Origin of the sequence: Pseudomonas brassicacearum (genome assembly GCF_009601685.2) — a bacterium.
In the GTDB taxonomy this organism is placed as follows: Bacteria; Pseudomonadota; Gammaproteobacteria; order Pseudomonadales; family Pseudomonadaceae; genus Aquipseudomonas; species Aquipseudomonas kilonensis_B.
In genome coordinates, this window is the sequence record NZ_CP045701.2 from 3267634 (window position 1) to 3293950 (window position 26317).

At 62.0% G+C, this 26317-nt stretch carries 16 protein-coding genes and 1 pseudogene; 3 read left to right on the top strand and 14 right to left on the bottom strand.

Going from position 1 to position 26317, the window contains the following annotated elements; translation table 11 throughout:
- Window positions 1-102 precede the first annotated feature (102 nt).
- The 4 genes and pseudogenes from ligD to GFU70_RS14180 all read right to left on the bottom strand — a co-directional run bounded on the left by ligD (window position 103) and on the right by GFU70_RS14180 (window position 6248).
- Window positions 103-2706 carry a DNA ligase D gene (gene ligD / locus GFU70_RS14165; protein WP_116642203.1) on the bottom strand — a complete coding sequence of 868 codons (2604 nt, stop codon included), beginning with the start codon at window positions 2704-2706 and terminating at the stop codon, window positions 103-105.
- Window positions 2703-3866: a carboxylate-amine ligase gene (locus GFU70_RS14170; protein ID WP_058543710.1), complete on the bottom strand. Its 1164-nt coding sequence runs from the start codon at window positions 3864-3866 to the stop codon at window positions 2703-2705. Before GFU70_RS14170 ends, ligD begins: the two co-directional genes overlap by 4 nt.
- Window positions 3838-4851, bottom strand: a complete 1014-nt coding sequence (locus tag GFU70_RS14175; RefSeq protein ID WP_058543711.1) for a methyltransferase — start codon at window positions 4849-4851, stop codon at window positions 3838-3840. Before GFU70_RS14175 ends, GFU70_RS14170 begins: the two co-directional genes overlap by 29 nt.
- Window positions 4852-4861: 10 nt before the next feature.
- Window positions 4862-6248: pseudogene (locus tag GFU70_RS14180) on the bottom strand (iron-containing redox enzyme family protein).
- Between the two features lie 411 nt (window positions 6249-6659).
- Here GFU70_RS14180 and GFU70_RS14185 point away from each other — a divergent pair.
- A complete protein-coding gene (locus GFU70_RS14185) occupies window positions 6660-7997 on the top strand; it encodes a cation:proton antiporter (protein ID WP_153388265.1) in 1338 nt (445 codons plus the stop codon).
- Between the two features lie 12 nt (window positions 7998-8009).
- Here GFU70_RS14185 and GFU70_RS14190 read toward each other — a convergent pair whose 3' ends face one another.
- The gene (locus GFU70_RS14190; protein ID WP_058543093.1) at window positions 8010-8546 is read right to left on the bottom strand and encodes a hypothetical protein; all 537 of its coding nucleotides are present in this window, start codon (window positions 8544-8546) and stop codon (window positions 8010-8012) included.
- Between the two features lie 152 nt (window positions 8547-8698).
- On the opposite strand from GFU70_RS14190, the gene GFU70_RS14195 reads away from it, so the two are divergent.
- Window positions 8699-8929 (top strand): hypothetical protein, encoded by a 231-nt coding sequence (locus GFU70_RS14195; RefSeq protein ID WP_153388266.1) that lies wholly within the window; start codon window positions 8699-8701, stop codon window positions 8927-8929.
- Between the two features lie 217 nt (window positions 8930-9146).
- Here GFU70_RS14195 and GFU70_RS14200 read toward each other — a convergent pair whose 3' ends face one another.
- The 3 genes from GFU70_RS14200 to GFU70_RS14210 form a co-directional block, all read right to left on the bottom strand.
- On the bottom strand, window positions 9147-11075 hold the full coding sequence (locus tag GFU70_RS14200; protein ID WP_153388267.1) for a PAS domain-containing sensor histidine kinase: 1929 nt from the start codon (window positions 11073-11075) through the stop codon (window positions 9147-9149).
- 172 nt (window positions 11076-11247) lie between these two features.
- Entirely contained in the window at window positions 11248-13578 is a 2331-nt protein-coding gene (locus GFU70_RS14205; protein WP_153388268.1) for an ATP-dependent DNA helicase, read from the bottom strand.
- Entirely contained in the window at window positions 13575-15305 is a 1731-nt protein-coding gene (locus GFU70_RS14210; protein WP_153388269.1) for a VRR-NUC domain-containing protein, read from the bottom strand. Before GFU70_RS14210 ends, GFU70_RS14205 begins: the two co-directional genes overlap by 4 nt.
- 222 nt (window positions 15306-15527) lie before the next feature.
- Here GFU70_RS14210 and GFU70_RS14215 point away from each other — a divergent pair, with 222 nt between their 5' ends.
- Complete coding sequence (locus GFU70_RS14215) at window positions 15528-15752, top strand: YgdI/YgdR family lipoprotein (protein ID WP_116643766.1); 225 nt, start codon at window positions 15528-15530, stop codon at window positions 15750-15752.
- A gap of 41 nt (window positions 15753-15793) precedes the next feature.
- Here the strand turns inward: GFU70_RS14215 and GFU70_RS14220 are convergent, their stop codons facing one another.
- The 6 genes from GFU70_RS14220 to GFU70_RS14245 form a co-directional block, all read right to left on the bottom strand.
- Window positions 15794-16180, bottom strand: a complete 387-nt coding sequence (locus tag GFU70_RS14220; protein ID WP_153388270.1) for a hypothetical protein — start codon at window positions 16178-16180, stop codon at window positions 15794-15796.
- Window positions 16181-16338: 158 nt separating this feature from the next.
- Window positions 16339-18192 (bottom strand): polyurethanase, encoded by a 1854-nt coding sequence (locus GFU70_RS14225; protein WP_153388271.1) that lies wholly within the window; start codon window positions 18190-18192, stop codon window positions 16339-16341.
- 253 nt (window positions 18193-18445) lie between these two features.
- Window positions 18446-21538: an autotransporter serine protease gene (locus GFU70_RS14230; RefSeq protein WP_153388272.1), complete on the bottom strand. Its 3093-nt coding sequence runs from the start codon at window positions 21536-21538 to the stop codon at window positions 18446-18448.
- A 232-nt stretch (window positions 21539-21770) separates the two neighbouring features.
- A complete protein-coding gene (locus GFU70_RS14235) occupies window positions 21771-23120 on the bottom strand; it encodes a TolC family outer membrane protein (protein WP_058542495.1) in 1350 nt (449 codons plus the stop codon).
- A gap of 14 nt (window positions 23121-23134) precedes the next feature.
- Window positions 23135-24469 carry an HlyD family type I secretion periplasmic adaptor subunit gene (locus GFU70_RS14240; protein WP_153388273.1) on the bottom strand — a complete coding sequence of 445 codons (1335 nt, stop codon included), beginning with the start codon at window positions 24467-24469 and terminating at the stop codon, window positions 23135-23137.
- On the bottom strand, window positions 24466-26265 hold the full coding sequence (locus tag GFU70_RS14245; protein ID WP_153388274.1) for a type I secretion system permease/ATPase: 1800 nt from the start codon (window positions 26263-26265) through the stop codon (window positions 24466-24468). Before GFU70_RS14245 ends, GFU70_RS14240 begins: the two co-directional genes overlap by 4 nt.
- Window positions 26266-26317: the final 52 nt, after the last annotated feature.

The following is a 26317-nucleotide window of genomic DNA, read 5'->3' on the forward strand; positions in this document are numbered from 1 at the left end:
GATTTGTGCACACCTTGTGGAATCGGGTCTGTTGACACCTCCACCGCTATCGCGAGCAAGCTTTGCTCCCACAGGAGAAACGCGGTCGCCACCAAAACCACCTTAAGCCTTCCTCATACCAATACGCCTACGCATCTCAGCAGTAATGCTCTGGCGAGTTTTCTTCAGCCCAGCCCAAGGCTCATGCCCCACTTCCGCCAGCCGCTCATGAACGTTGTGCACATTCCACAAATTCGCCCCCTTGAGCTCGGCCACCTCCTCGCGAAAGATCGGCACCGACACCGGCAACCCTTCCCGGGTCCGGGCGGCATAGGCGCAGATGGTGGTGGCGCCCAAACCATTGCGCAGATAATCGATGAAGATCCGCCCTACCCGGTTCTTCGGCCCGGACACCGCCGAAAAACGGTCCGGCAGCAGCTTGGCCATGTGGCTGACAATCGCATGGCTGAACCCCTTGACCTCGTCCCAACCCAGTTTGCGCGTCAGCGGCACCACCACATGGATGCCCTTGCCACCGCTGGTCTTGAGGAACGCCTTGAGCCCCAGCTCATCGAGCACCGATAACGTGAGCTGCGTCGCCTCGACCATGCTCTTCCAGGGCAACGCCGGGTCCGGGTCAAGGTCGAGGACGAAGCGGTCAGGCTTGTCCAGGTCGACGGTGGTGGCATTCCAGGTGTGCAGTTCCACCGTGCTCATCTGCACCGCGCCAATCAACGCCTCGGCGTTGTTGATGATCATCACCGGCTGCCCGGTCAGCGCCTTGTCCAGACGGGTGATGCCGGGAATCGCCAGGTGCTCGGCGTTCTTCTGGAAAAACAGTTCCCCGGCGATGCCATCCGGCGCCCTGACCAAGGCCACCGGGCGATCCGCCAATTCCGGCAGGATGAATTCGGCCACGCTGGCGTAGTACTCGGCCAGTTGCAGCTTGGTGGTGCCGCTGCTGGCGTCAATGACCCGGTCTGGGTGGGTGATGCGGACCTTGCCGGCCAGGGCCGGTGCCTTGGTCTTGGCTTTAGCCGGTGTCGCGCCAGGTTCATCCTTGGCTTTGGTTTTTTTTGCCGCAGCGTTTTTTTTCACGGGTTTGGCCAGCTCCTGGGTGATGTCCTTGGCCGGCTTGTCGTTGCGCAAGCCATGGAAGACCGCATGGCGCACCGAGCCGTCCTTGGTCATTTCGGCAAAGGCCACTTCGGCCAACAGCGTCGGTTCGAGCCAGTGAACGCCCTTGGCTTCATGACCGGTGGGCGGATTGACCACGGCGGCCTTTTTCGTCTCCAGGGGCAGCAGTTGCTGGTAGATGCTTTTAAGGGTGGTTTCGTTGAACCCGGTGCCGACCTTGCCGGCGTAGCGTAACTGGCCGCTGTCGGCATCATGCAGCCCCAGCAGCAAGGCACCGAAGGCGCTTCGGGCGCCCTTGGGATCGCTGAAGCCCACCACCACGAATTCCTGGCGATTTTTGCACTTGAGCTTGATCCAGTCGTTGCTGCGCCTGGACACATAGGCACTGCCGATGCGCTTGCCGATCAGCCCTTCCATCTTCATCTGGCAGGCGCTGTTGAGCAACGCGTCGGGGGTTTGCTCAAAGGCGTCGGAAAACCGCAGCAAGGGGCTTTCGTTGGGCTCCAGCACCGCAGCCAATGCGGCCCGGCGCTCTTGCACCGGCACTTTGCGCAAATCCATGCCATTGAGGTAAGGCACGTCGAACAGGTAATAAGCGATCTTGCCGCTGCTACCGGCCTCGAAGGCGTTTTGCAGGGCTTGGAAATCCGGGACGCCCTCGTCATCGGCGACCACCATCTCACCGTCGAGCCAGGCCGATGCCAATCCCAGCGCGGCCAGGGCCTCGGCCTGTTTGGGCAACTTGTGGGTCCAATCATGGCCGTTGCGGGTCAGCAGCCTGACGTCGCCATTTTCGATGCGCGCCATGACCCGATAACCGTCGAACTTGATCTCATAGAGCCATTCGCCGTCGGGCGCGCTTTCCACCAGTGTCGCCAGTTCCGGCTTGAGGGTTTGCGGCAGCAGCCCGGCGACCGCACCGGTGAGGGTGGTTTTCGAGGGGCGTTTCGGCGATTTCGGCCGGGCGGCCTTTTCCGGTTGTTTCACCGCGTTGGCTGCAGCGGCCTTGGCGCGGCGCTTGGGCACCAGGGTGCGATCGCTGAGCACGCTGTTCGGTTCGGCCTGGACCACGTCGTATTCGCTCTCGGGGCGGGCGGCCTGGTCTTGATGCTTGATGAGGAACCACTGCTCCTGTTTACCGGGCATGTGGGTGCGCACCAGGTTCCACAGGCCGCTGAGCTTTTCGCCTTGCAGCTCGAACTTTAGCCGGCCTTTTTCATAGGCCTCATGGGGATCTCCTTGGGGTATCCAGACGCCCCGGTCCCAGACGATAACGTCACCGGCGCCGTAATGGCCCTCGGGGATGTTGCCTTCGAACGTGGCGTACTCCAGCGGATGGTCTTCGACATGCACTGCCAGGCGCTTGACTTTCGGGTCCAGGGAGGGGCCTTTGGGCACCGCCCAACTCTTGAGCGCGCCGTCCAGCTCCAGCCGAAAGTCGTAATGCAGCCGCGAAGCGTCGTGTTTTTGAATGCAGAACTGCAAGGCATGGGCCGTCTTCGCCGATTTGCGCGAGCGCTTCGCCGCAGGCTCCGGAGTGGCGGCGAAGTCACGCATGCGGTTGTAATCATCCAGGGTCTTGCGGCTCATGGACCACCTGCCACCTGTTGCAACGCCGGATCGGCGACCGGCAGCCCGGCGGTTTCCGCGAGCAATTGATCGACCACGCGGCTCAAGGCCTGTTCGACGGAATCACCCAGTAGCAGTCCCTGTTCGAAGAGGACGATCTGCCGGTCGGCGCTGGTGCCTTCCTGCACGATACGGCGCGCCTGCTTGAACACGTCCTGGACACCCAGCTCTGCCGCGGTCTCACCGAAGGTTTGCTCGGCCAGCGTCAGCCATTCACCGATCAGCATCGGCTGTTCCTGCCCCTCGACGATAAACTCGGCGAGAATCCCGTGACGCTTGGCCCGCCAGCGATTCTCCTTGAGAATCCACTGCGACATCTGGCTGTAGTTGGCGCCAGGCCGGCGCTGCGCCACGGCATGGGCCACCATCAGGCGAAACAGCGAGACCAGACACAGGACGTCGTCGACCCGCGGACAGGCATCGCAAATGCGCAGTTCCAGCGTGGGATAGCGTGAGGAAGGCCGTATTACCCACCAGCAATCGCTGGGTTGGCGAATGGACCCGGTACGCATGAGCATGTCGACGTAGCTGGCGAACGCCGACTCGTCCTCGAAATACTCTGGCACGCCCATGCGTGGCCATTCATCGCAGGCCACTTGCCGGTAGCTGCTGAAACCGCTGTAGCCACCGTTCCAGAACGGCGATGAAGCGCTCAGGGCCAGGAACATCGGCAACCAGGGCAGGATTTCATTCATCACCCGCACCCGGTCCTGGGTGGCCGGGACTTCCACATGGACATGCAGGCCCGACAGCACGCTGCGCCGCGCCACCCGCTGGTAGTCATCGAACAACTGTTGGAAATGCAGTTCGTCGGTCGGTTGCAGCACTTGGGTGGCCATCGGGTGTGAACCGGCGCTGAGCAGGCCCAGGCCATACGGTGCCAACCGCTGGTTCAAGCCCGCACGTACCTGGTTCAGGTAGTCGGCGGCTTCGGACAGGCCACGAAAGATGGGCGATGCCATCTCCACCTGGCACAGGAACATCTCATGGGCGAAATGCTTGCCCAGTTCGGCCTGACAAGCAGCGACCGCTTGGGCGGGTGGCTCGCCTGGCATGCAACGGGTTTGCAGATCGGTGATGAAATACTCCTCTTCAATGCCGAATTTCATGCGCCTGTTCATCGATAATCCCTCCGATAACCCCGCCGATACCTGCGCCAATGCGGGTTACAACCAACGCCACCACGGCGATCCTTTCCACGTCCTGATAACCCGGTGTCAGCAATTCCTCACCGAAAACGTCCGGGTCCAATTCCTTGTAGGTCCAGCCGAAATCCGCCGAGTCACGCCATTGCTCCAGCGCTTCCAGGAACGGGTCGCGTCCATCCACCATCGCCACCCCGGTGTAGAGCACCAGCGAGCCGCCAGGTGTAAGCCGAGGCAAGGCCTGCTCGACAATGCGCAACGACAGCCCCGCACCCAGTGCGCCGCCTCCATGGCGATAGGCGCGCTCGGACGGATCGGCCATGTACGGCGGGTTGGCGACAATCAGGTCGAACTGGCCTGGCACGTCCTGCAGCACGTCGCTGCGAGCGACCTCGACGTTGGTCACTTGCGCCAGCGCGGCGTTCACGGCGCAAAGGCGCAGGGCTTGCGGGTTGATGTCCACCGCCAGCACTTGCGCTTCACGCCGGGCACGGGCAATCACGATCGCACCGACGCCGGCACCACAACCGATGTCCACGGCGCGATGCACCGCCGTGAAGTTCTGTTGCAGATGAGTATGGATCAGTTGGGCGAAGCGGTAGCTGTCAGGGCCGAAAAACACCGCGTCGGTGGCCTCGGTGGGGAACTGCGAATGAGCGAACAGCAAGCCATCCAGGCTCGACCAGCGCACCCGGCTGCGCAACAAGCCGTCGTGTGCTTCCAGCACCTGGGCGTCTTGCAGTTGTCGCTGTTCGTCGGTGCTGATCAGCCCCGGCGCAAATGGCCGTGACCAGCCGAACACATCCCGCAGAGTCTTGGCGCGCTCATTGCCGGGTCGCTGGTTGACCCGTTCATGGGTCAACGGCGTCGGGGTGATGAAACGGTAGCCGTCGGCTTGCAGGCGTCGACCCAATTGCAGCAGTGCAAGGTCCGGCTCGGACAGGCGTTCTTGCTCATTCATGCAGGGCTCCCTAGCGAAGTGCGGATTTGAGTTCGATGAACCGACGAGTCGCCAACAGCCCGGCCGGATGGCTATGACGCCTGGCACAGAGCCAGGGCATCAGCACCTGCATCTGCTCATCGGGCGCCCCGGCCTTGCAGCGCCTGTTGCAGGCTTTGCACATCGGGATCATCCATCGGCGTCGCAGGCTCGCAAGCAGCAGCCGGGGCGCGTCGGGCACTGGACCTTGTGCCCTCGTCCAGCCAATCACCGGCAATCCAGTCATGCAGCAGCTGTTTTTCGTAGGGGCTGAACACCCCGAACATGGCTGCGCCAGCCCCGTTGATCAGCGTCCAGAAGCGGCTGTTCTGCGGGTCTTCATGGCGTTTGATCCAGCCCTTGTTCTGCATGGCCGCCAGGAACCCTTCCAACTGGCCTGGCGCCGAAAGCCACTGGTTGACGGTCTTGCCTTCGAACTTGCAGTAATCGGAATGCATGTGCTGGCCGAAGGGGCGTTTGCGTTCAAGCATCTCCAGCACTTCGCGATCCAGGTCGAACGAGCCGATGATGTCCCGGCTGCCCTGCCCCAGGTCGTTGAGGCGATAGCCCAAGGTGACCCGGTGCCAGAAGGCTTCACGGTCGGCTTCCATCGGCATCAGTTGCAGCAACGCTTGCACGGCTTTATGGGCGTGGCCGGTGCTGGCGTTGTCGATGGTGACGTGAAGGGTGAAATAGTACGGATCGATGTCCAGTTCGCTCAGCTCATAGGCGCTGATCAACAGATGCAAGGGCAATTGTTCATAGCCCAGGTTGTAGCCGATGACCTCCGGCAGGTATTCGTCGCCGGCGTAACCCAAGGCCAACTGTACGGCGCCTTGCAGATAACGGTCGTCGTCGATGTCCGGGGCGTCCGACAAGTCGTGCTCGGCGAGCAGCTTGCGATAGAGCACCACGTGGTTTTGCGCGGGATGACCGTCCCCCAATTCTTCCAGGTAGGTGCACAGCAACCCTTCGAAACGGTGGTCGTGCCAGTGCTTGACCACGCCATACAGCCAGGCGCCGTCGACCCGTTTGGTCGGCGCCACAGCCTGCAGGAAGTACAGGGCATGGGCCTTGCCGCTGAAGAACTCGCGCGCGCCGCCACTTTTGCGCCGCTCCAGGTAGTCAGCGTATTGCCGGGCCACGCCGGCGCTGTGCTGCTCGACCCAGGCCTGCAACGCCATGGGGTCATCGGGCATCTCCTGGGGAAGCGTCGCGGCTTTTGCGATGCATTCATGGAGGAACGCTTGGGCGAGCGCTTGCTTGTCTGCGTCGTCGGGACCCTGGAACAGTCGTTCATAACATTGGCGTACGTGGCCCTCAGGAATAACAGGGTGCACGGTGGCCGGCTGGGATTGGAGGGGTGTCAGCGCAGTCATAAGGGCCTCTTGGGTTTTCGGCGGACGCTGGATCAGCACGTCTCTTCTGTTGCAGAGCGCCGGAAACGACGAAAAATTCCGTTGGGTTGAAAGGCTGGCGGATAAACGGGTGGGTCTCTCATGGCGGGAACCCTCGTTTCACTCCAGCCCTCGAATGTGCAAGGGCGCTGTTGTGGCGAGGGCGCTTGCTCCCGCTGGCTAACACTGTAGGAGCTGCCGAAGGCTGCGATCTTTTGATCTTTTGATCTTTTGATCTTTCGCTTGAGACTCAATGGGTAGTGGGAAGATCGCAGCCTCGTTGCACTCGACAGCTCCTACACAGCTCCTACGCGGCATACGCTGAGCGGGAGCAGGGACTCTCGCCACGGTTTTATTTGCCAGCCACGACCTGGCGCCATCCAAGGAGCAACGATGACGTTCACGGTATGGGTAGCGGTGCTCGGTGCGGTGTTGCTGACGCTGGCCCTGACCTCCTCCTATCTGCGCTGGATGCCGGTCACCACCTCGGCGATGTGCCTGGTGCTGGGTGTTGCCATCGGGCCGATGGGGTTGGATGTGCTGAAGCTGAACATCAGCGACTCGGCGGTCTGGATGGAGCACCTCACGGAGGTCGCGGTGGTGTTTTCGTTGTTCGTCAGCGGCCTCAAGTTGCGCTTGCCCCTCAAGGACCGTACCTGGCGCGTGGCCTTTGGGCTGGCCGGGCCGGTGATGATCCTGTGCATCGCCAGCCTGTGCCTGGCATTGCATTATCTGTTCGGGCTCAGTTGGGGGGTGTCGATGCTGATCGGCGCGATACTGGCGCCCACCGATCCGGTGCTGGCGGCGCTGGTGCAGGTCAATGATGCGCGTGATAAAGACCGGGTGCGTTTCGGCCTGTCGGGTGAAGCGGGACTGAACGACGGTACGGCGTTTCCCTTCGTGATCCTCGGCCTGTTGATACTGCGCGAAGATGGCAGCGGCTTTCTCGATGATTGGCTGCTGCGTGATGTCCTGTGGGCCGTGCCGGCCGGTTTGCTGGTCGGCTATTGGATGGGCCGCGGCATTGGCAAGCTGACCTTGTCGATGCGCATCAGGAATGCCGACAGCACCTTGTCGCCCAACGACTACCTGGCCCTGGCGCTGATTGCCCTGGCCTACGTCGTGGCCGAGTGGATCCAGGGTTATGGCTTTCTCTCAGTGTTCGCCGCCGGCCTGGGACTGCGCCAGGCCGAGGTCAAATCCACCGATGAAGCGGCGACGCCGGCGGAACACTTGGTGCAACCGGTGGTGGGCCACGAAACCGTCGAGCCCCAGCAGGCTGTCGTGGGCGATACCGAGTCGCTGGACGATGGTCAATTGGCCGCCGGGGTGATGATGAGCGACATGCTGGCCTTCGGCAGCCTTGTGGAGCGGTCGATGGAGGTGTTCCTGGTCACCCTGCTCGGCGTTGTGCTGGCCAACCATTGGGACTGGCGGGCCCTGGCGATCGGTGCCCTGTTGTTTGCCGTCATCCGCCCGTTGAGTGTGCTGGCGCTACCTTGGGGGCGACTGCTCGACGGACCGCAACGGCTGCTGATCGGCTGGTTTGGCATTCGCGGGATCGGCAGCCTGTTTTATCTGTTTTACGCCTTGAACCATGGCCTGCAGCCGCCAGTGGCGCAACTGTGCATCGACCTCACCTTGTCGGTGGTGGCGTTGAGCATTCTGGTCCATGGTGTTACGACCCAGCCCACCCTGGCATGGTATGAGCGCCACAAGCGTGGTGGCTGAGACAAGGGTGCCTCAACCGCCCGGATCACCGACCTGGATATAAACCGAATACACGCCCAGCAACACCCAGAAGGTGGCGAAGATCCACGGCGTACGCACCGAGAACAGCAACGACTTGCGGTAGCCCTTGTGCGTCGACTCCTGCTCGTTGAACAACGGCGACTCGTCGTAGGCCAGGCCCATCAAGGGTTCGGCGCGCAATAACTCGCTCTGTTTGAAATGCCAGTGATCGATGATCTCGTAGGCCGCTCGAATGCCCGGCCAGGCATTGAGTGAACTCAAGAACCCCAGCAAAGCCAAAAATGGCGGCACGATCAGCGTGAACAACTTGCCCCACTCCGGGTTCAGGTTGGCCATGCACGAGGCAAAGGCGATCACCAGGAACGATTGGGCAGCCAGGTAAGCATCGGTTCGGTTGGCCAGGATGCTGGTTTCGTACTGGATCTCCCGGCGATAGAAATCCAGTCGTTCCTTGGGCGAGCCGAACAGTTTGGCGTTGTGTTCCGTCAGTTCTTCTTCCGGGGTGGGCCCGGTGAGTATTCTGGGCATTGCGCAGGCGGTGCCTCGGTGATGATCAGGACTCTTTAGAAAAACCCGGTGCGCGGCAAGTTCAAGCCAATGGACAGCAGGTGCATCAAAGTCCGAGGAAACGCTCCCTCACTGCCAAGGTCTTTAGTTCGTAAGGGCAAGAGGATGTTTGTGTGGATTATCTTGAATGGGTGCAATGGCCGGCGATGCTCGTCACGGTGCTGGCCGCCTGGCTGATCGGCTCACGCCAACCGCAACGCAGGGTGGCGGGATTCAGTTGTTTTATTGCGAGCAATATTCTGTGGGTGGTCTGGGGGGTTCATACCCACGCGTATGCATTGATCGTGTTGCAGTTTTGCCTGTGCGCGATGAATTTGCGTGGGTTCAAGAAGAACACTGAATAAGCGACTGCTCTTGTGCTGTAGGAGCTGCCGAAGGCTGCGATCTTTTGATCTTTTGATCTTTTGATCTTTTGATCTTTTGATCTTTCGCTTGAGGCTCAAGTGTCTGGGGAAAGATCGCAGCCTCGTTGCACTCGACAGCTCCTACACCGCTCCTACGCAGCTCCTACGCAGCTCTACACCGCGCCCTCGCCACAGGAGGCGGACGTTGTGCTCCTGACTATTTCATCGTCTGCCCAATGATCTGCACCAGGTCAATCTGCTTGAACGGCTTGATCAACCGAGGCAATTGCGTGGCAGAACCTTCCAGGCGTTCGGCATAACCGGTGGCCAGGATGATGGGCAGGCTCGGTTGGCGGTCGCGCAGCAGTTTCGCCAACTGCGCACCGTCCATCTGCGGCATGGCCATGTCGGTGATCACCAGGTCGATGTCCGGGTTGCGCTCATGCAACTCCAGCGCCTGGGCGCCCGAGGCGGCGCAAAGGACCCGGTGTCCGAGGTCTTCGATCAACAGGCGCGTGCTGGTCAGCACCAGGCTGTCATCATCGACCACCAGCACTTTCAACTCGTCGACCGGCTGTGATGTTTCCTGGATCGACACTTTGCCCGGTGCCGGGTTGTCAGCCACCGGTAGCCACAACTGCGCGGTGGTACCGACGCCTTTGCGGCTCCTGAGCGTCAGGCGGCCACCCAACTGTTCCGCCAGGCCGTGCACCATGGACAACCCCAGGCCCGTGCCCTTGCCGACCCCCTTGGTGGTGAAGAACGGTTCCACCGCCGAGGCCAGCGTGGCTTCGTCCATGCCCTCGCCTTCGTCGGTAATCGCCAGGCAAATGTAGCGCCCGGGGGCCATCGGCTCGTCCGGGGGCGCATCGCACCCTTGCCGCTCATCGGCTGTAATCATGACCTGGCCGCCGTGGGGCATGGCGTCCCGGGCATTGGTTGCCAGGTTTAGAATCGCCAGTTCCAGTTGGTTGACATCGGCCAGCACCGGCGACAGTGCCTCGGCGAAACGGGTCTGGACGTGTATCGACGGGCCCAGGGAGCTTTGCAGCAGGCCGCTGATACCTTGCAGCAGGGCCGACAGCTCGACCGATTCGTAGGTCAGTTTTTGCCGGCGGGCAAACGCCAGCATGCGCTGGGTCAGCGAAACCCCGCGCAGCGCGCCCTGGGTCGCGTTGTCCAGCAATTGAGTGAGCTTCGGCTCGTCGGGCATGCGCTTGCGCACGATTTCCAGGTTGCCAAGGATGACCGTCAACAGGTTATTGAAATCATGGGCGATGCCGCCGGTGAGCTGGCCGATGGCTTGCAGTTTCTGGGATTGGAACAGCGCCTCGCGGGCCTGCTCGAGGGCCTGCTGGGCCTGGGTGGCATCGGTAATGTCGCGGGTGACCTTGGCAAATCCCAACAGCGTGCCGGTGTCGCTGCGGATCGCATCGATGACCACGTGGGCCATGAAGCGCGTGCCATCCTTGCGCATGCGCCAGCCCTTTTTCTCGAAACGCCCTTCGCTGGCAGCGATGCTCAACGCGCGTTGTGGTTCGCCGGTATCGCGATCTTCGGGGGTGTAGAACATCGAAAAATGCCGGCCAATGGCTTCCGTCGGAAGATAGCCCTTGATCCGCTGCGCCCCCAGGTTCCAGTTGGTGACCTGGCCCTGCGGGTCGAGCATGTAGATGGCGTAATCGGTGACGCTTTGCACCAGCAGGCGGAACTGCTGCTCGCTTTGCTTGAGGGTTTCCTCGGCTATCTTGCGGTCGGTCAGGTCGCGGGTGATCTTGGCGAAACCAAGCAAGGTACCGCTCTGGCTGTCGATGATCGGATCAATCACCACATGGGACCAGAACAGCGTGCCGTCCTTGCGCACCCGCCAGCCCTCGCCTTCGAAACGCCCCTCATGCATGGCTGTATCCAGCGCCCGTTGCGGCAGGCCGGCGGCGCGGTCGTGATCGGTGTAGAAACGGGAGAAATGCTGCCCCAGGACCTCGGATTCCTCGTAGCCCTTGAAGCGCCTGGCGCCGGAGTTCCAGCTGGTGATGATGCCAGACGGGTCGGTCATGTAGATGGCGTAGTCGACCACAGCGTCGATGAGCAGGCGAAAGCGCTGTTCCTCGTTCATGAGTGGGGTCTTGGGGTCTTTCTCAAGCATCTGGCCGGGGCATCCGTGTGGACTTTTGCGGAGTATGGAACAAGTCTGGCGCCAGGAAAAATTATTGAGCGTTGGGAGCGCAATACGCAGGTCTCCCAGGCTATTCACAAACCCGAGCCCTAGTGGGCTCCCTGTGGGAGCTTGCTCGCGATGGCGGTGTTTCAGCCAGCCCTCATGTCACTGACAGACCGCTATCGCGAGCAAGCTCGCTCCCACAGGTGGCGGGGTGTGTTTCCTCGGTGACCGACCACCAACGCGGCAACAATTGCTGTACCCGGGCCTCGCCAAACCGGTCGTCGATCAGCATCACCACCCCGCTATCCTGTTGGGTGCGGATGACGCGACCGGCCGCTTGTACGACTTTCTGCAGGCCGGGATACAGGTAAGTGTAGTCATAGCCATCGCCGAAGATCGCCGCCATGCGTTGTTTCATCTGCTCATTGACCGGGTTGAACTGGGCCAGCCCCAAAGTGGCGATGAATGCGCCGATCAGGCGTGAACCTGGCAAATCGATGCCCTCGCCGAACGCGCCGCCCAGCACCGCAAAGCCAATGCCTTGGCTGTGTTCCATGAACCGCTCGATAAACGCCTGCCGAGGCGCTTCGCCCATGCCGCGCGATTGCGTCCAGAGTGCAATGTGCGGGTACCGCTCGGCGAACAGCCCGGCCACTTGCTGCAAGTAATCGAAGCTGCTGAAAAAAGCCAGGTAATTGCCCGGGCGCTCGCCGAACTGGCGGGCCATCAACGTGACTATCGGCTCCAGGGACGCCTGGCGATGGGCAAAACGAGTGGAAATGCGACTGACGACCTGTACGTCCAGTTGTTCGGCCTTGAACGGCGACTCCACATCGATCCACACCGTGTCGCCCGGCGTCCCCAACAAATCTGCGTAGTAATGCCGAGGGCTCAGGGTCGCCGAAAACAGCACCGTGCTGCGAGCCGCCGTCAGCCTGGGCCGCAGGAATGCAGCCGGTACCACGTTGCGCAGGCACAGCGTCGACAGGCTGCGCTGGCGGCCGAGTTCGCGCTTGTGGATGTCGAACAGGAAATGTTCGTCGAAGGTTTCCGCCACCCGGCCAAACTGCAAGGCGTCGAAGTAAAACGCCTGCAATCCGCTGTCCAGGCCCAGGGGATGGTCGTTGAGGTAATCACCGATGGCTGTGGTACAGGTGGACAGGGCCTGGAGCAGTTTTTCGGGCAGCTTTTCATAGGCCTGATAGGCCGCCACCTGGGGCGAATGCAAGGTGTTCCACTGGCGATTGACCCTGTCCAGGGATTTTTTCAGCGGTTCGGGGGCGGTTTTGCGCACGCTGGTCAGCGTGGCCTGGTCGAGGGTCGCGCTGTACATCTGCCGCCCCCGCTCCACCAGGTTATGGGCCTCATCCACCAAGGTCGCGACAGTCCAGCCATTGGCCTGGGCCAGGCCGAAAAGCAACGCACTGAAATCGAAGTAATAGTTGTAGTCGGCCACCACCACGTCGGCCCAGCGGGCCATTTCCTGGCTGAGGTAATACGGACAGACTTCATGGGCCAGCGCAATCTCGCGCAACGCCGCCTGGTCGAGCAACGTGACCTGGCTCGCCGCTGCCCGGGCGCCCGGCAAACGGTCATAGAAACCACGGGCCAGCGGGCAGGATTCGCCATGGCAGGCCTTGTCCGGGTGTTCGCAAGCCTTGTCCCGGGCAATCATCTCCAACACCCGCAATGGCATCGACGGCGCGCCGTGGGTGATCACGCGCGCCGCATCCAGGGCCAGCTTGCGCCCGGGGGTCTTCGCCGTGAGGAAGAACACCTTGTCCAGTTGCTGCGGCGCCAGGGCCTTGAGCATTGGGAACAGCGTACCGACGGTCTTGCCGATGCCGGTGGGCGCCTGGGCCATCAGGCTGCGGCCGGTGCTGACAGCCTTGAATACCGATTCGGCCAGGTGCCGTTGCCCGGGCCTGAAACCCGCATGGGGAAACACCAGCGATTGCGCGCCGAGGTTGCGTGCCTGTCGATGGGCCATTTCCTGTTCGGCCCAGGCCAGGAACAGCGCACATTGCGCTTCGAAGAAGGCTTGCAGCTGTGTCGCCTCGAAACGTTGGGTGATGCAGGTTTCCTTTTCGCTGACGATGTCGAAGTACACCAGGGCCACGTCGATGTGCGGCAATTGCAGTTTTTGGCACATCAACCCGCCGTAGATTTTCGCCTGGGCCCAATGCAGATGGCGATGATTGGCCGGCTGCTTGGTAAGGTCACCCCGGTAGGTCTTCACTTCTTCAAGGCAATGGCGAACAGGGTCGTAGCCATCGGCCCGGCCTTTGACTGTCAGTGTCTGGTAATGCCCTTCGAGGGCCACTTCAGCCTGATAACCCTCGCTGCGTCGCGAGGCCACGGTGCGATGGCCGGCAATGCCTTCCAGGGCCGTCGGTGACGGTGTGAAACGCAGGTCAAGGTCGCCCACCTTGGCGGTGAACTCACACAACGCTCGCACGGCAATGCTGTAGCTGGGTGCAGGGTTCATGGGGCCTCATCGCGAGCAAGCTCGCTCCCACATTTGATCTGTGGTGACTCATCCCCTGTGGAAGCGAGCTCGCTCGCGATGGCTGACTCCGCCCATTGCACATAACAAACGGTCACTGGCATCTGGTGTTCATGGCAGAACTCCAGCCAACGCAGTTGGTTGTCTTGCAAGCGATCGCCGGGGCCTTTGACTTCGATCATGCGGTAGGTCTTTTGCTGCGGCCAGAACTGGATCAGGTCTGGCATGCCGGCACGGTTGGCCTTGATGTCCAGCAGCAGCCGGCTAAACCACTGCTTGAGGTGTGCGGCCGGCAGGCAATCGAGCGCCTGGGCCAACAATTCTTCGGTCAGCGCGCCCCAGAACACGAAAGGCGACTGCACGCCCCATTTTTCTGCATAGCGGCGCCCAATGGTGTCCCGATAGCGCCCGTCGTCCAGCTCGGCGAAGCAGGCCGCGAACAGCTCGGCACGGCGGGCATGGAAGTCTTCGTTGAGCAGGTCGACCGGTCCGCGCTGGAATGGGTGGAAAAACGCCCCCGGCAACGGCGCAAAAATCGCCGACCAGCACAGCAGGCCAAACAGCGAATTGATCAGGCTGTTCTCGACGTAATGCACTGGTGCGGTTTCGTCGTGCAGGTGGGCCTGGACATGGTACTCCACCGACAAGGTCGGATCGACGCGAGGCAGCTGCAGCTCCAGGCGTTCCACTTCACAGGCCAGGCTCCGTGGCACCGGCGGCCCGCCCAACTTGCGCCGAAGACGGGGCACGATCCGCAGCAAGGCTTGGGTTTCGGCAGCACTTTGCGGTGCGAGGACCGCCGCCTCGCCCAGTTCCAGGGCCAGAGCGTATTCGCCGATGCGCTCCAGCACCCGGACCATCCGCAACCGCGCACCTGGGTAGGTGCAATCGCGATAGATCCTCAAGGCCAAGGCGAAGTCGCCGATGCGCTCGCCGTGCTGGCCGATGTGGAACAACAACTTGCCCCGTCGCCGCTCCAGCCACGGATTATCCAAGGACAGTTCATTGACCTGGGCGACAATCGCTTCCAGGGGCTCGCCGGCTTCGAAGCGCTGTTGGCAGTCGTGCAGGAACAGGCAGGCATCGACGTCCTCACGATTGCGCAAACCCCGTGACTCGGCGCTGAACTCGACGGTTTCGTAGGTGAAGATGCCCAGGTCCGCCAGTACGAACTCCGACCAGTCCTGGTAAAGGTTGCCGAAGAACATCAGCCGCAGTCGGTCGCACAGGTCCATGATCGTCAGGCTGAACAGGCGGTCCTCAAGTTGCGGGCACCAACTGCCAAAGGGCTGTGGTTGGCTCAATGGCTCATTCAAGGCCTGGAGCCATTCGGTTTTTTTCGCCTTGGGTTGTTCGATCAGGTGGCCCAGGCACACCAGGATTTCCGACTTGAGCAGTACCTCGAACAGCTCGACAAGGCTCAGCGGCGCCTGTTCCTCAACCCAGCCCAACGCCAGCAACGGCTCGACGGCGCTGCCAATATCACCGATTTCCGGATAACTGAGCTTGCTGTGGCGAAACCGCAGCCCTTTGCGCATCACCATCCTTACCAGCAAGCCCTGTGACGCACGCGGCAGTGCGGCAAACTCGCCGATAAACAGTTGCTCTTCGGGGCTGAGCACATCGGCATAGCGTTGCTCCAGCCAGCTGAGCACGCGCTGGAAGTTGTTCAGATAGTAGAAGGGATCGTCGAGGGGGTTGGCTGTCACGGAAAGAAGCGCCACGGATGCTGAAGTACTGGTTATGCGTACAGATATCAGCTACGACCGCTCCAGGCAACTGCAAAAGATGAGCGGTCTCCTATATTTAGAGATGAAATCCCTCAGTGAGCGATGAACTTTCCTACGGCAAGCGAGACCAATGGCGGTTAGCTAATGTGATGGCGTGGTCCAATCAGCTGTCCGCGTACTTTTGATTGAGAGGTTATGGATATGAACATCAGGTTTCTGGGACTGCCTCTGGCTGCCGCAGCATTCATGGCTCTGGCTGGCTGCGCGTCGCCTACCGTGGTGACCTTGCAGAACGGTACCCAGTATTTGACCAAGGACACCCCCAATACCCGCACCGCCGACGGTTTCTACGAGTTCGAAGATATTTCCGGCAAGAAAGTCCGGGTTCGCGCCGATGACGTGGCGACCATCCGCAAGGAAGACTGAGCATCTGCCCGCCCTCTCCCCACAGGGGGCTCGCTTTTAAATCATTGGGAGAATCCCCTGCTTCCCCCTGGCATCGGGCCGCTCTCCTGGCAACTGATCATCGCGCCTTTGCGCCGCAACGAATCACCTTGCAGTCGCAGGCAACGTTCATGCTCCTGCTGATTGGAACGATCGATGCTGAGGTTTCCGGTGGTGTCCGGCTTCTTCGTTTCCCCGAGGCTTACCGACACCCAAGGCTTTTCAGGCTGTACTTCGAAGCGCGACCTTGGCGTTGGCGCCTCCTCGGGTTTGCCTGCCTGGGCGGCGGGCAACTGATCCGACGTTATGCCGTAGCGGGTCAGAATCGACTGATCCGGCAATTCCGCCAGTGCGCTGCTGGAGACCAGGCCACAGATCAGGCCGACGATAGTGTTTTGTTTACTGCTCACTGCTTTACCTCCCCTAGCGCTAACAACTGTGCCGAGGGCGCTCGCTCCCGCTGCGCTGCTGGCCCTTAACCGGTAACGTCCAGACAGACGCCAGATTTAGGGCCGCTTCGCGCCCGGCACGAGCAAGCACCCTCGCCACAGACTCAAACAACCTCAGTTCAGGCGAACACGATGCCCTCGCCTGCAACTTGTCCCAGGCCAACACCCACCAAAGTCACGGAACTGTCGCCGACCTTGAGCAGCGTGTCGTTGCCCACCTCGGTCATGTGCTGGCTGTAGTCGTACCCCGACCCAGCGCCCTCGACACCGAGGAATACCAGTTTGTCGCCTGCATCATAACCGCTGATTCGATCCAGGCCGAATGCGCCATTGAAGACGAATGTGTCATTGCCACCACCCGATTGCATCAGGTCATTGCCCGTGCCGCCGATAAAGGTGTCGTTACCCGCACCGCCCACCAGCACATCGTTGCCGTCCTGGCCGAACAGCCAGTCGCCCGTAGCCCGCGCCACCAGGGTATCGTTGGCCGCACCGCCGTTGAGCGACGACGCATACGCGCTAAGGTGGCCCCCGGTGAGCAGACCGTTGGTGGTAACGCTGTGGCTCACTTCATCCTTGAACAACCCCCAAAGCAGACCGGGCTCTTTGCTGACCAGCGTGCCGATGTCCCGTGTCATGCTGATCCCGCCCTGGGTATCGCGAACATACAGCGTCCCCATCCCGTCGTGGGCGAAGCTGAAGTCCTTTATCGATTGCTGCAGTTGCAGGCTATTGCTGCCCTGCCCGCCCTCGATCACGTTGTAGCCACCGCCATCGCGAAAGGTGTCGTTGCCGGCGCGGCCTTCCAGGTAGTCGTTGCCCTGGCCACCCTGGATCAGGTCATTGCTGTCGCAGCCGATGATGAACGTGCTGCCGGTGTGGGTTTGCGCATTGCGGTTGAGGTCCTGCACCCAGGTATTGGCGCGGGCGGGGTCCGACAGGTTGGCAACGATGATGGTGGAGTCTTTTTCGGTGAGGTCGTAGAACACCGAGCCCATGATCCGACCCATGCCATCGCCATAGCCGGTCGGCAGGTGGGAAATCCAGGTGGGGATGTTGAGGATTGAAAACGGCAACACGTTCCATGCCGTCGAAGCGTAGTGGTCGTTGAAGCTGACGATGTTGTTGGTGGCCGATTCCTGTTGCCCATCGTGCACACCCACCGACGCAAGGTTGAACGTCGAGCCGTCCAGGGCGCGGAACACCGGATCGTTCTCGTAACCGATGTTCAGGACCTTGTCGGTACTGCTCTGGGTTGGCGAGGCGTAGGCGATGTAGTTGGCATTGGAGTAGAACCCTGACCATTTGCTGACGCTCAAGTCCGCCAGGCTGTTGACCGCCAGCCCGCCCAGGCTGTGACCGCTGACCAGCACGTCGTTGCCCGTCAGGCCATTGGCCTGGGCAAACTTGGCGACGTCCCCCAGCAGGTTGCCAAAGGCTTCGCCGACGTAGTTTTTCGCATAGTCCTTGGGCCCCAGCGCGGCCATCAGGTCGTTGATCACGTCGCCGATGGAGTCGCCAATCAGGTTTTCCCGAGGGCCGCTGGTGCCGCGAAACGACACGCCGATTTCCTGCAAGTGACCCTCGGCGTCGTACTTGCCGAGGATCTCTACCTGCGCGGTGGTGTAGCCGGCCTTTTCACCGAAAAACGTCCCGCGGCCATCCACCTTGCCGGCGTAACCCAGTTGCTCGGCGCTGATGGGCGTCCAGCCGGCCTTTTGTACCGCCTCCAGGGCCAGTTTCTCCGAGTCGGGATTCCACGGCACGCCGGGAATCACCCCTTGGGAATCGGTGCCCCCCAGCAGCGCGGTCACCAGAGTCGCCGGCAGGCCGGCACCGAAGCCGTTGTGCTGGTAACCGGCGGCAAAGCCGTTGTCGAGATTGTGGTAGGAATACAGCATGATCGCCATTGCATCGCTGACCAACGCCTTGGATTCGGTGGTGCCGAGGTTCTTGTAATCGTAGATACCCATGGTTGTTGCTCTCTTTTGTTGTTGGAATATTGGAAGCGAGCGAACCCTGTAGGAGCTGCCGAAGGCTGCGATCTTTTGATCTTGATCTTGATCTTGATCTTTCGCTTGAGATTTAAGTGGCTTTGGAAAGATCGCAGCCTCGTTGCACTCGACAGCTCCTACACAGCTCCTACACGGCTCCTACGCAGCTCTTACGTAGCTCCTACGTAGCTGCTATACGCCATAGAAGTGCGTGTTGAGTTCTGCATTTGGGTCAGAACTGCCAGTCCAGCGTCAGGCCCACGCCATGGGTTTTATCCCGCGAGCCGAGCAAGCCGTTGTAATCGAGATTGACCCGCACATCCTTGGCGACCGCGAGGCCGGCACGGGCGCCGATCACGGCGGCGTTGCGGTCCATGGACACGCTCTGCACCGCGAAGGTGTGGCTGCTGTCGGCAAATGCCAGGTCTTGCTCGGACGTGGTGCTGCTCAGGTTGTGCTGCCAACCGAGGGAGCCGGACAGCTGCAGTTGCTGTTGCTCCGACAGGGCCAGGGTGTGGCTGGCCCGCACGCCCAGGGTCGAGAGCACCGCATCGCGGCGGTCGTCGCCCGCGTGCAGGGCTGCGTTGTCGCCTTTCTCATGGAAGCTGTCGCTGTCCAGGTGCACATAGGCCAGGTTGGCAAACGGCTCCAGGGCTACCGGTTGCAAGTCGAGGCGATACGCCGCTTCGGTGAAGAGCTGGGTGGTCCGGGCATCGCGCTTGGTTTTCTCCCGGCCGCTGACGTCGCCCCATTGCAAGTCACGCTTGACGTCGATGCGATGCCAGCTGTGAGCACCGCCGACGGTCAGGCGCAGCGCGTCGATCTCATGCCCCAGATAGACGCCCAGGTGATAGCTGTCGGCCTTGGCCGAGGAATGAGTGCCGTCGCCCATGCTCAACGAACTGTCGCTGTAGCCGGTGACGAAGCCCAGTCGCGTCTGGTCGCTGATCAGGCCGTCGACACCGGCCAGCAGCCCGCCGATGGAGCTGGTCGTACTGGCGTGATCATGTCCGCCATCGTTCTTGCCCCAAGCGCCCAGCACCTTGAACCAGGCATTGCTGCTGGCGTCGCTCGGCGTGCCGGCGTCGTACAGCGCATCCTGGCGCAGGCGATCACCCATGGCGTCGCGCAATTGACGGCTGTCATTGATCAACAGCGTGCCGATGGCCGGATGGATTTCACCCGACAGTTGCTGGAATGCCTGTTGCGCCACGGCGGCGCTGGGCGAGAGCAGCAAGGCTTCATAGAGTCCGTTGCCCGCGCCCAGTTGTTCGGCGGCCGAGGCAACGGCGCGCTGGTTAGGCGTCAGGCCGAGGCTGGCAAATGACGCGTCGTTACGCTCGACCGCCAGTTGAATGCCGCTGGCGCTGTACGCCAGGTCGCCCCCCAGAAACGCATAGTTGGGCAAGACTTCAGCAAAGCGCCCGTCAATACCATCGGCGGCCTGCAGGATATTGAACTGCCTGCCCAGCAGGCTTTTCACTTCGCTGGCCGTCAGCAGCGTCGGGCTGTTTTCCAGGGACAGCGACACCGTCGCCCCGTCAATGGATGCCTTGCCATCGGCAACGATCAGGTCGCTGGAGGTGGGCGAGACTTCCACCGCGTAGTTCGAGCCAGGCTGGAACGTCACATCGCCGGCCACTTGCAACGTGCCGATGGAGTTACCCGGCGCCACGCTGCCGCCACGGTTGGCGGTCAGGCTGGCGACGCGCCCGTTGCCGCCGAGGATGCCGCCGTCGTTGACCGTCACGGCCGACGCCAGCGAGCCATTGATTGCCAGTCGTCCTTGATTGACCAGGGTTGGACCGCTGTAAGTGTTTGCGCCGGTGAGCACCAGGGTGCCGATGCCCTCCTTGGTCAAGCCACCGTGACCGGCGATGTCGTTGCGCCAAACGTCCAGGCCACATTGGATGCCGCTGCACACCCGCTCCGTGGGTTTACCGGCATCGATGATCGCGCCGATACCCGGCAGGTCCGCCACGAACTGACCGGAGCCATAGGCGCCCTCGATGCGAAATGCCTCGGGAATGTCCTGCTCGGTCACCAGCATCGCGGGGCCGTCGATGGCCTTGCCCAGGTTGATCATGCCCCAGCCATACAACGAATCAACGCCCGGCGCGCCCATGTCGGTGGCGGTGGTGCGCAGCACGCTGGCGACCTGGGCGCCGGTCATGTACGGAAAACGCTCCATCAACACCGCCACGCTGCCGGCGACATGGGGCGCGGCCATGGAGGTGCCGCTCTTGTTGGCGTAGCCGACGGTCAGGTCGTCGGCACGGGTGCCGCCGATCACGGCGCTGTAGACCCGGGTGCCGGGTGCCGACACGCAGAAACTGGCGGTGTAGCCGCAGCGCGACGAGAAGGTACTGATGGTGTACGGATCGGCGCTGGCGGTGTCGGGGTTGATTTGCAGCGCCGCCACGGTGAGCCAGTTTGGCGCGATATCCGGCACGAAATACGCCAATCCCGCAATGGCATCGGGGTTATTGAGGTTGTAGTCGTTGCCGGCGGCGAAGATCGTCACGATCCCGCTGCGGGCCGCGGCGATGGCGCCCTCGTAGGCGCCGCCGGGCTTGGTGCCCAGCAGCGGCTTGATCTGGTCGAATTGCAGTTGCGCGTCCTGCACGGTGAAGTGCGGGAACGCCGGATCGCGGCCGCCCTGGTCGAAGCGATCGGTGATGCCGATGCCCCAGCTGTTGTTGATGATGCGGGCGCCGCTGGCGATCAACGCGTCCCAACCTGCCTTGTACACCGCGCCATCGTTGCCCAGGATGATGCCGTCCTCCGGGCCCGGGTCGCCGTTGTCGGCGCTGATGATCTGCGCATCGTACGCCACGCCGTGCATCGGGCTGCCATCGCGACTGCCGGCAGCGATCCCGCCGACATGGGTGCCATGGGAACCCAGCTTGCCATCGGAGCCCACGGTGGGTGAACCGTCGTAGCGGAACGCATCACCGGCCTTCACCGGAATGTAGGGATCGGTGTATTCACGAATGCCGCTGGTGACCAGGGTCACGACTTTGTCGGTGCCGGAGAATTCCGGGTGAGCCGCGTAGACCGGCTGGTCGAAAATCCCCAGCTTGACGCCCTTGCCGGTATACCCGGCGGCGTAGGCCTGCTGCGCGTTGATTGCCCCCAGCCCCCATTCGGCGTTGAATTCACTGCTGCGCCAACTGTCCGGGTTGCCCGCCCTGCCGCTCTCGACATAAGGCGCCGCCTGGGCCGTGCCCAAGGTTGCCAGGGCGCAGAGCACGGCGCGATTGAGGACCTTGGGCACAAACACGCGGCCCGTCTGTCCGGGTTGTTTTTTATTATCGACTTTCATCACGAACCATCCTTAGTAACGCGTTATGGATTGCTACAACAACTCACCTGTGGCGAGGGGATTTAGCGAAGCTGCACCGCCTGGCGCGCCTGTAGGAGCTGCCGAGTGCAACGAGGCTGCGATCTTTCCCCTAACACTTGAGTCTCAAGATCAAAATCAAAAGATCGCAGGCTTCGCCAGCTCCTACAGAACACAGCGGCAGCAATCTCTGGCCACAAAAGCAACGCGCCGATCATTGAATTGGCCCCCGGGACACAAACGCCTCATCCACCTTCGCCAAGTCCTGCGCGCCCAAGGTGCCGGCGTAGTAATGCAGCTTGGTCCAGGCCATGAGGTAGTCGTAACGGGCCTGGGCCAGGTCGCGGCGAGTGGTGTAGAGCTGTTGCTCGGCATTGAGCGCGTCGAGGTTGACCCGCTCGCCGCCCAGGATGCTTTGCCGGGTCGAGACCACCAGCGCTTCGGCGGAACTCAGGGCCTTCTGGTAGGCGCGCAGTTTGTTCACCCCGGACACGCAGGCGCTGAACTGGCGACGCAGTTCGATCAGCGTCTCGCGGGTCTTGGCATCCAACTCGTATTCGGCCTGTTCCATGTTGCGGCTGGCCTGGCGGGTCGACGCCGAGACCCCGCCACCGGCGTACAGCGGCACGCTGACTTCCAGGCCGATGGTGTTGGTGTCGTAGCGCTGGTTGTAGGTGTTGCCACTTTCCGACTCGTTCTGGCGCATCGTTGCGTAGGCACTGATCTTGGGCAGGTGCCCGGCGCGGTTTCGCTCCACCTCGAAACGCGCCACGTCCACCGCTTGGCGCTGGGACGCCAGGCTGGGGTTGTTGCTCACCGCCAGCTCGTGCCAAGTGTCGAAACTGGCCGGCTGCAGGGTAAAGGTCTGGAAGCTGTCGTTCAGGGGTTCAAGGTCACCGATATTCAGGGTCGGAACGCCAATCAGTGCGCCAAGCTCGCGCAAGGACGCGTCTTGCTCGTTGCGGGCCTCGATTTCTTCGGCGGTTGCCAGCTCGTAACGCGACTCGGCCTCGAGGATGTCGGTGCGCGTACCTTCGCCCTGGCGAAACAGATGCTCGTTCTGGCGAAATTGCTGCTCGAACGCCTTTTTCTTGGCCTGGGCAATGTCGATCTGGTCCTGGGCGAACAACGCCTGGGTGTAATGACTGAGCACCCGCACCAGCAACTCCTGGCTCTTGCCACGAAAACTTTCATCAGCGAACAACGCCTGGGCCACGCCCTTGCGGTAGGCCGCGTACGCCTCGTAGTCCAGAAGCGGTTGTTGCAGCGTCAGGCTGGAGCCGTAGCTGCTGTAGTTGCGATCGTCATGCTGGCTGGCCCCGCGATCGTTGAGGTACGTGACCTTGGATTGGTTGCGACCCTTGTTGTAGCTGTAGCCCAGGTGCGGCAACAGCCCGGCGCGGCCAATGGCGCGGTTTTCCAGGCCCGCATCACGCTCCTTGATCGCGCCCAGGTAGACCGGGTCATTGCGCAGGGCCTGCTCATAGACCTCGAAGGGCCCCATGGCCCAGGCGTTGTTGCACACGGAAACGGCCAGTACGGCCAACCAATGGAAACGCTTCATACCGCCGGACATCCTTATTCTTCGGTCAACGCAGAGCCGGCTCGGTCGAGCAGCGGTTTGAACAAGTAGTTGAGCAACGAGCGCTCGCCCGTGCGCACGAACATTTCGGCCGGCATGCCGGGCTTGATCACCAGGCCGTTGAGCTTGTCCATCGCCACGTCGCTGACGCTGCTGCGCAGGACGTAATACGGCGCGCCGGTCTTCTCATCGAGCATCTGATCGGCGGAAATCAGGCTGACTTCCCCCGGCACCCTTGGCGTGCGGTTCTGGTTGAAAGCGGTAAACAGAATGTCCACCGGCAAATGCGGGCCGACCTTGTCGACCAGGTGCACCGGCAAGTGCCCTTCCACCTCCAGCCGCGCGCCCTGGGGCACGATTTCCAGCAAGGTGTCGCCCTGGCGCACCACCGCGCCCTCGGTGTGCACACCCAAGTTCACGGCGATGCCATCGGCGGTGGCGAGGATTTCGCTGTGTTGCAACTCGAAGCCGGCGGATTTCAGTTGCTGTTGCAGGGTTTCGCTCTTGAGCTGGGCGTCGGCCAACTGGCTGCGCACTTCTTTCTGGTATTCCTCGTTGTGCTGCTGCAGTTTCAGGCGCGACTCGACGATCCCCTGCTCCACCCGCCCGCTTTCGCCGCTGTTCTGCGCCAGTTCCTGCTGCACTTGCGACAGCTGGCGTTGATAGTCCAGCAGGCGGTTGCGCGGGATGTAGCCGTTGTCGGCCAAGGGTTGCAGGTTGCTCAGTTGCAGACGCAGGGATTCGGCCTGGGCGGTCAAGTCGCTGCGGGCCCGGCGCATGCCCGCCAATTGCGCCGCAGCCCCTTCGATGCTGGCGCGCAACGCCGCCTGCTCCCGGGCGAAAGCTTCGCGGCGGCTGCTGAACAGTTGTCGCTGGCCTTCCAGCACCAGGGCCAGGCGCGGATCGGGGTCACGACTCAGCTCAGCCGGGAAACTCACCTGCAACAGATTGTCCCGCTCGCTTTGCCAGCGCGCCAGGCTCGCCCAGGTCATCCGGTACTGCGCCTGCAGCGATTGCACATCGGCGGCAGCCTGGGTCTGGTCCAGGCGAAACAACGGCTGGCCCTGCTTCACCGCTTCGCCTTCGCGTACCAGGATTCGGTTGACCACGCCGCTGCTCATCGACTGCACCGCCTTGCGCTTACCTGAAACCACCACGGTGCCCTGCACGGGGATGCCCTGGTCCAGCGGCGCCAGGCTGGCCCAGGTGAAAAAACTGCCCGCGCCAACAAGCGCCAGTGCCCAGCCCATGCGCGTGAAGAAACGAGCGTCGCGCTCCGGGTGCTCAACGTCCTGAGAATGTTCAAGATTCATGTCGCGATCCTTGCTCATGCGCCACCGGGTTTGCTGGCGGCCTGGTACTGGCGACTCATGCTTATTCCGTTGGGAGTCGCCTGGGGGCTGTGTGGCGGTGAGCTGCGCGCCGCGTTGCCCTGCGAGTCCGACTGGCCGGAAAGCGCCCGCAACACTTGCTGGCTCGGGCCGAAGGCTTGTAGCCGGCCTTCGTCGAGCACCAGCAATTTGTCGGCCTGGGCCAGTGCCGAGGAGCGATGAGTGACCAGCACGACGCTGGTGCCCTGGGCCTTCATCTGCGCAATGGCATTGGCGAGCGCCGCTTCGCCAACGGTGTCGAGGTTGGAGTTGGGTTCGTCGAGCACCACCAGGCTCGGCCGGTCGTACATCGCCCGGGCCAGCGCAACCCGTTGTTTCTGCCCGCCGGATAAACCACCGCCGTCCTCCCCCAGCACCGTGTCATAACCCTGGGGCAGGCGCAGGATCAGCTCATGGACCCCGGCCTGCTGCGCGGCGGCGACGACTTTTTGCGGATCGGCCTGGCGAAACCGGGCGATGTTCTCGGCAATGCTGCCGCTGAACAGCTCGATGTCCTGGGGCAGATAGCCGATGTGCGGGCCGAGTTGCTCGCGATTCCAGCGATGAATATCGGCCCCGTCGAGGCGCACCGCACCCGCGAGGGCCGGCCACACGCCCACCAGGACTCGGGCCAGGGTGGACTTGCCCGACCCCGAGGCCCCCAGCACGCCAAGCACTTCCCCGGCAGCCAAGCTGAAGCTGACCTGCTGCAACGTTGCGTTACGCTGCCCCGGCGGCCCTGCGCTCACGTGTTCGAAGCTCACCTGGCCCTTGGGCGCTGGCAGCGTCATGCCGTCATCCTGAGGCGCAAACGCCTGTAACAGCGCATCGAGACGCCGGTAAGCCAGCTTGGCGCCGCTCCACTGCTTCCATACGGCGATCAACTGGTCGATGGGACTCAATACCCGTCCCATCAGGATCGAGCCGGCAATCATCATCCCGGCGGTCATGTCGCCCTTGATTACCAGCAGTGCCCCCAACCCCAGCACCAGCGATTGCAGGCACAGGCGCAGGGTCTTGCTCAAGGAGCTGATCACCGCACCGGTATCGCTGGCCTGGTTTTGCAGGCCGAGAAACCGTGAGTGCACGGCGAACCAGCGGCTGCGCAGCGCCCCGAGCATGCCCATGGCCTGGATCGTTTCGGCGTTGTGCAAATGGCTGGTAGCCAGTTGGCTGGACTGTTGTGAGTAGACGCTGGCCTGTCCCAAGGCTTTTTTGGTCATGGCCTCGTTCAGGCAGGCCAGGCCGATCAGCAGCAACGTGCCGACGGAGGCAAACACGCCGAGCCACACGTTGAACAGGTAGATCACCAGCAGATAGATGGGAAACCACGGCGCGTCGAAGAAAGCGAACAGCGCCGGCCCGGTGAGGAATTGACGAATATGCGTGAGGTCGCCCAGCGATTGCCCGGCGTTGCCTTCCCCCTGGCGCAGATTGCGCTCGAACGCGGCCTTGTACACCTGGAGATTGAAACGTCTCTCCAATTGGCTGCCGATGCGGATGACCACGAAGCTGCGTACCATTTCCAGCAGCCCGATGAATAGGAAGAAACCGACGACCATCAATGACAGCATCGCCAGCGTGGTCTCGCTCTGTGATGACAACCCGCGGTCATACACTTGGAGCATATAAATCGAAGGCGCAAGCATCAGCACATTAATCAGTGCGGTGAAACATCCAACACTTATCAGAATATTTTTATAATCGCCCAGCGCCTTAAACAGCGGCGCCGCGGCAACGCTCCTTACCCTATTCATGATCATCCTTGCTGTTGGCTTCGCCAGCAAACTGGCCGTTATTCAACTTACC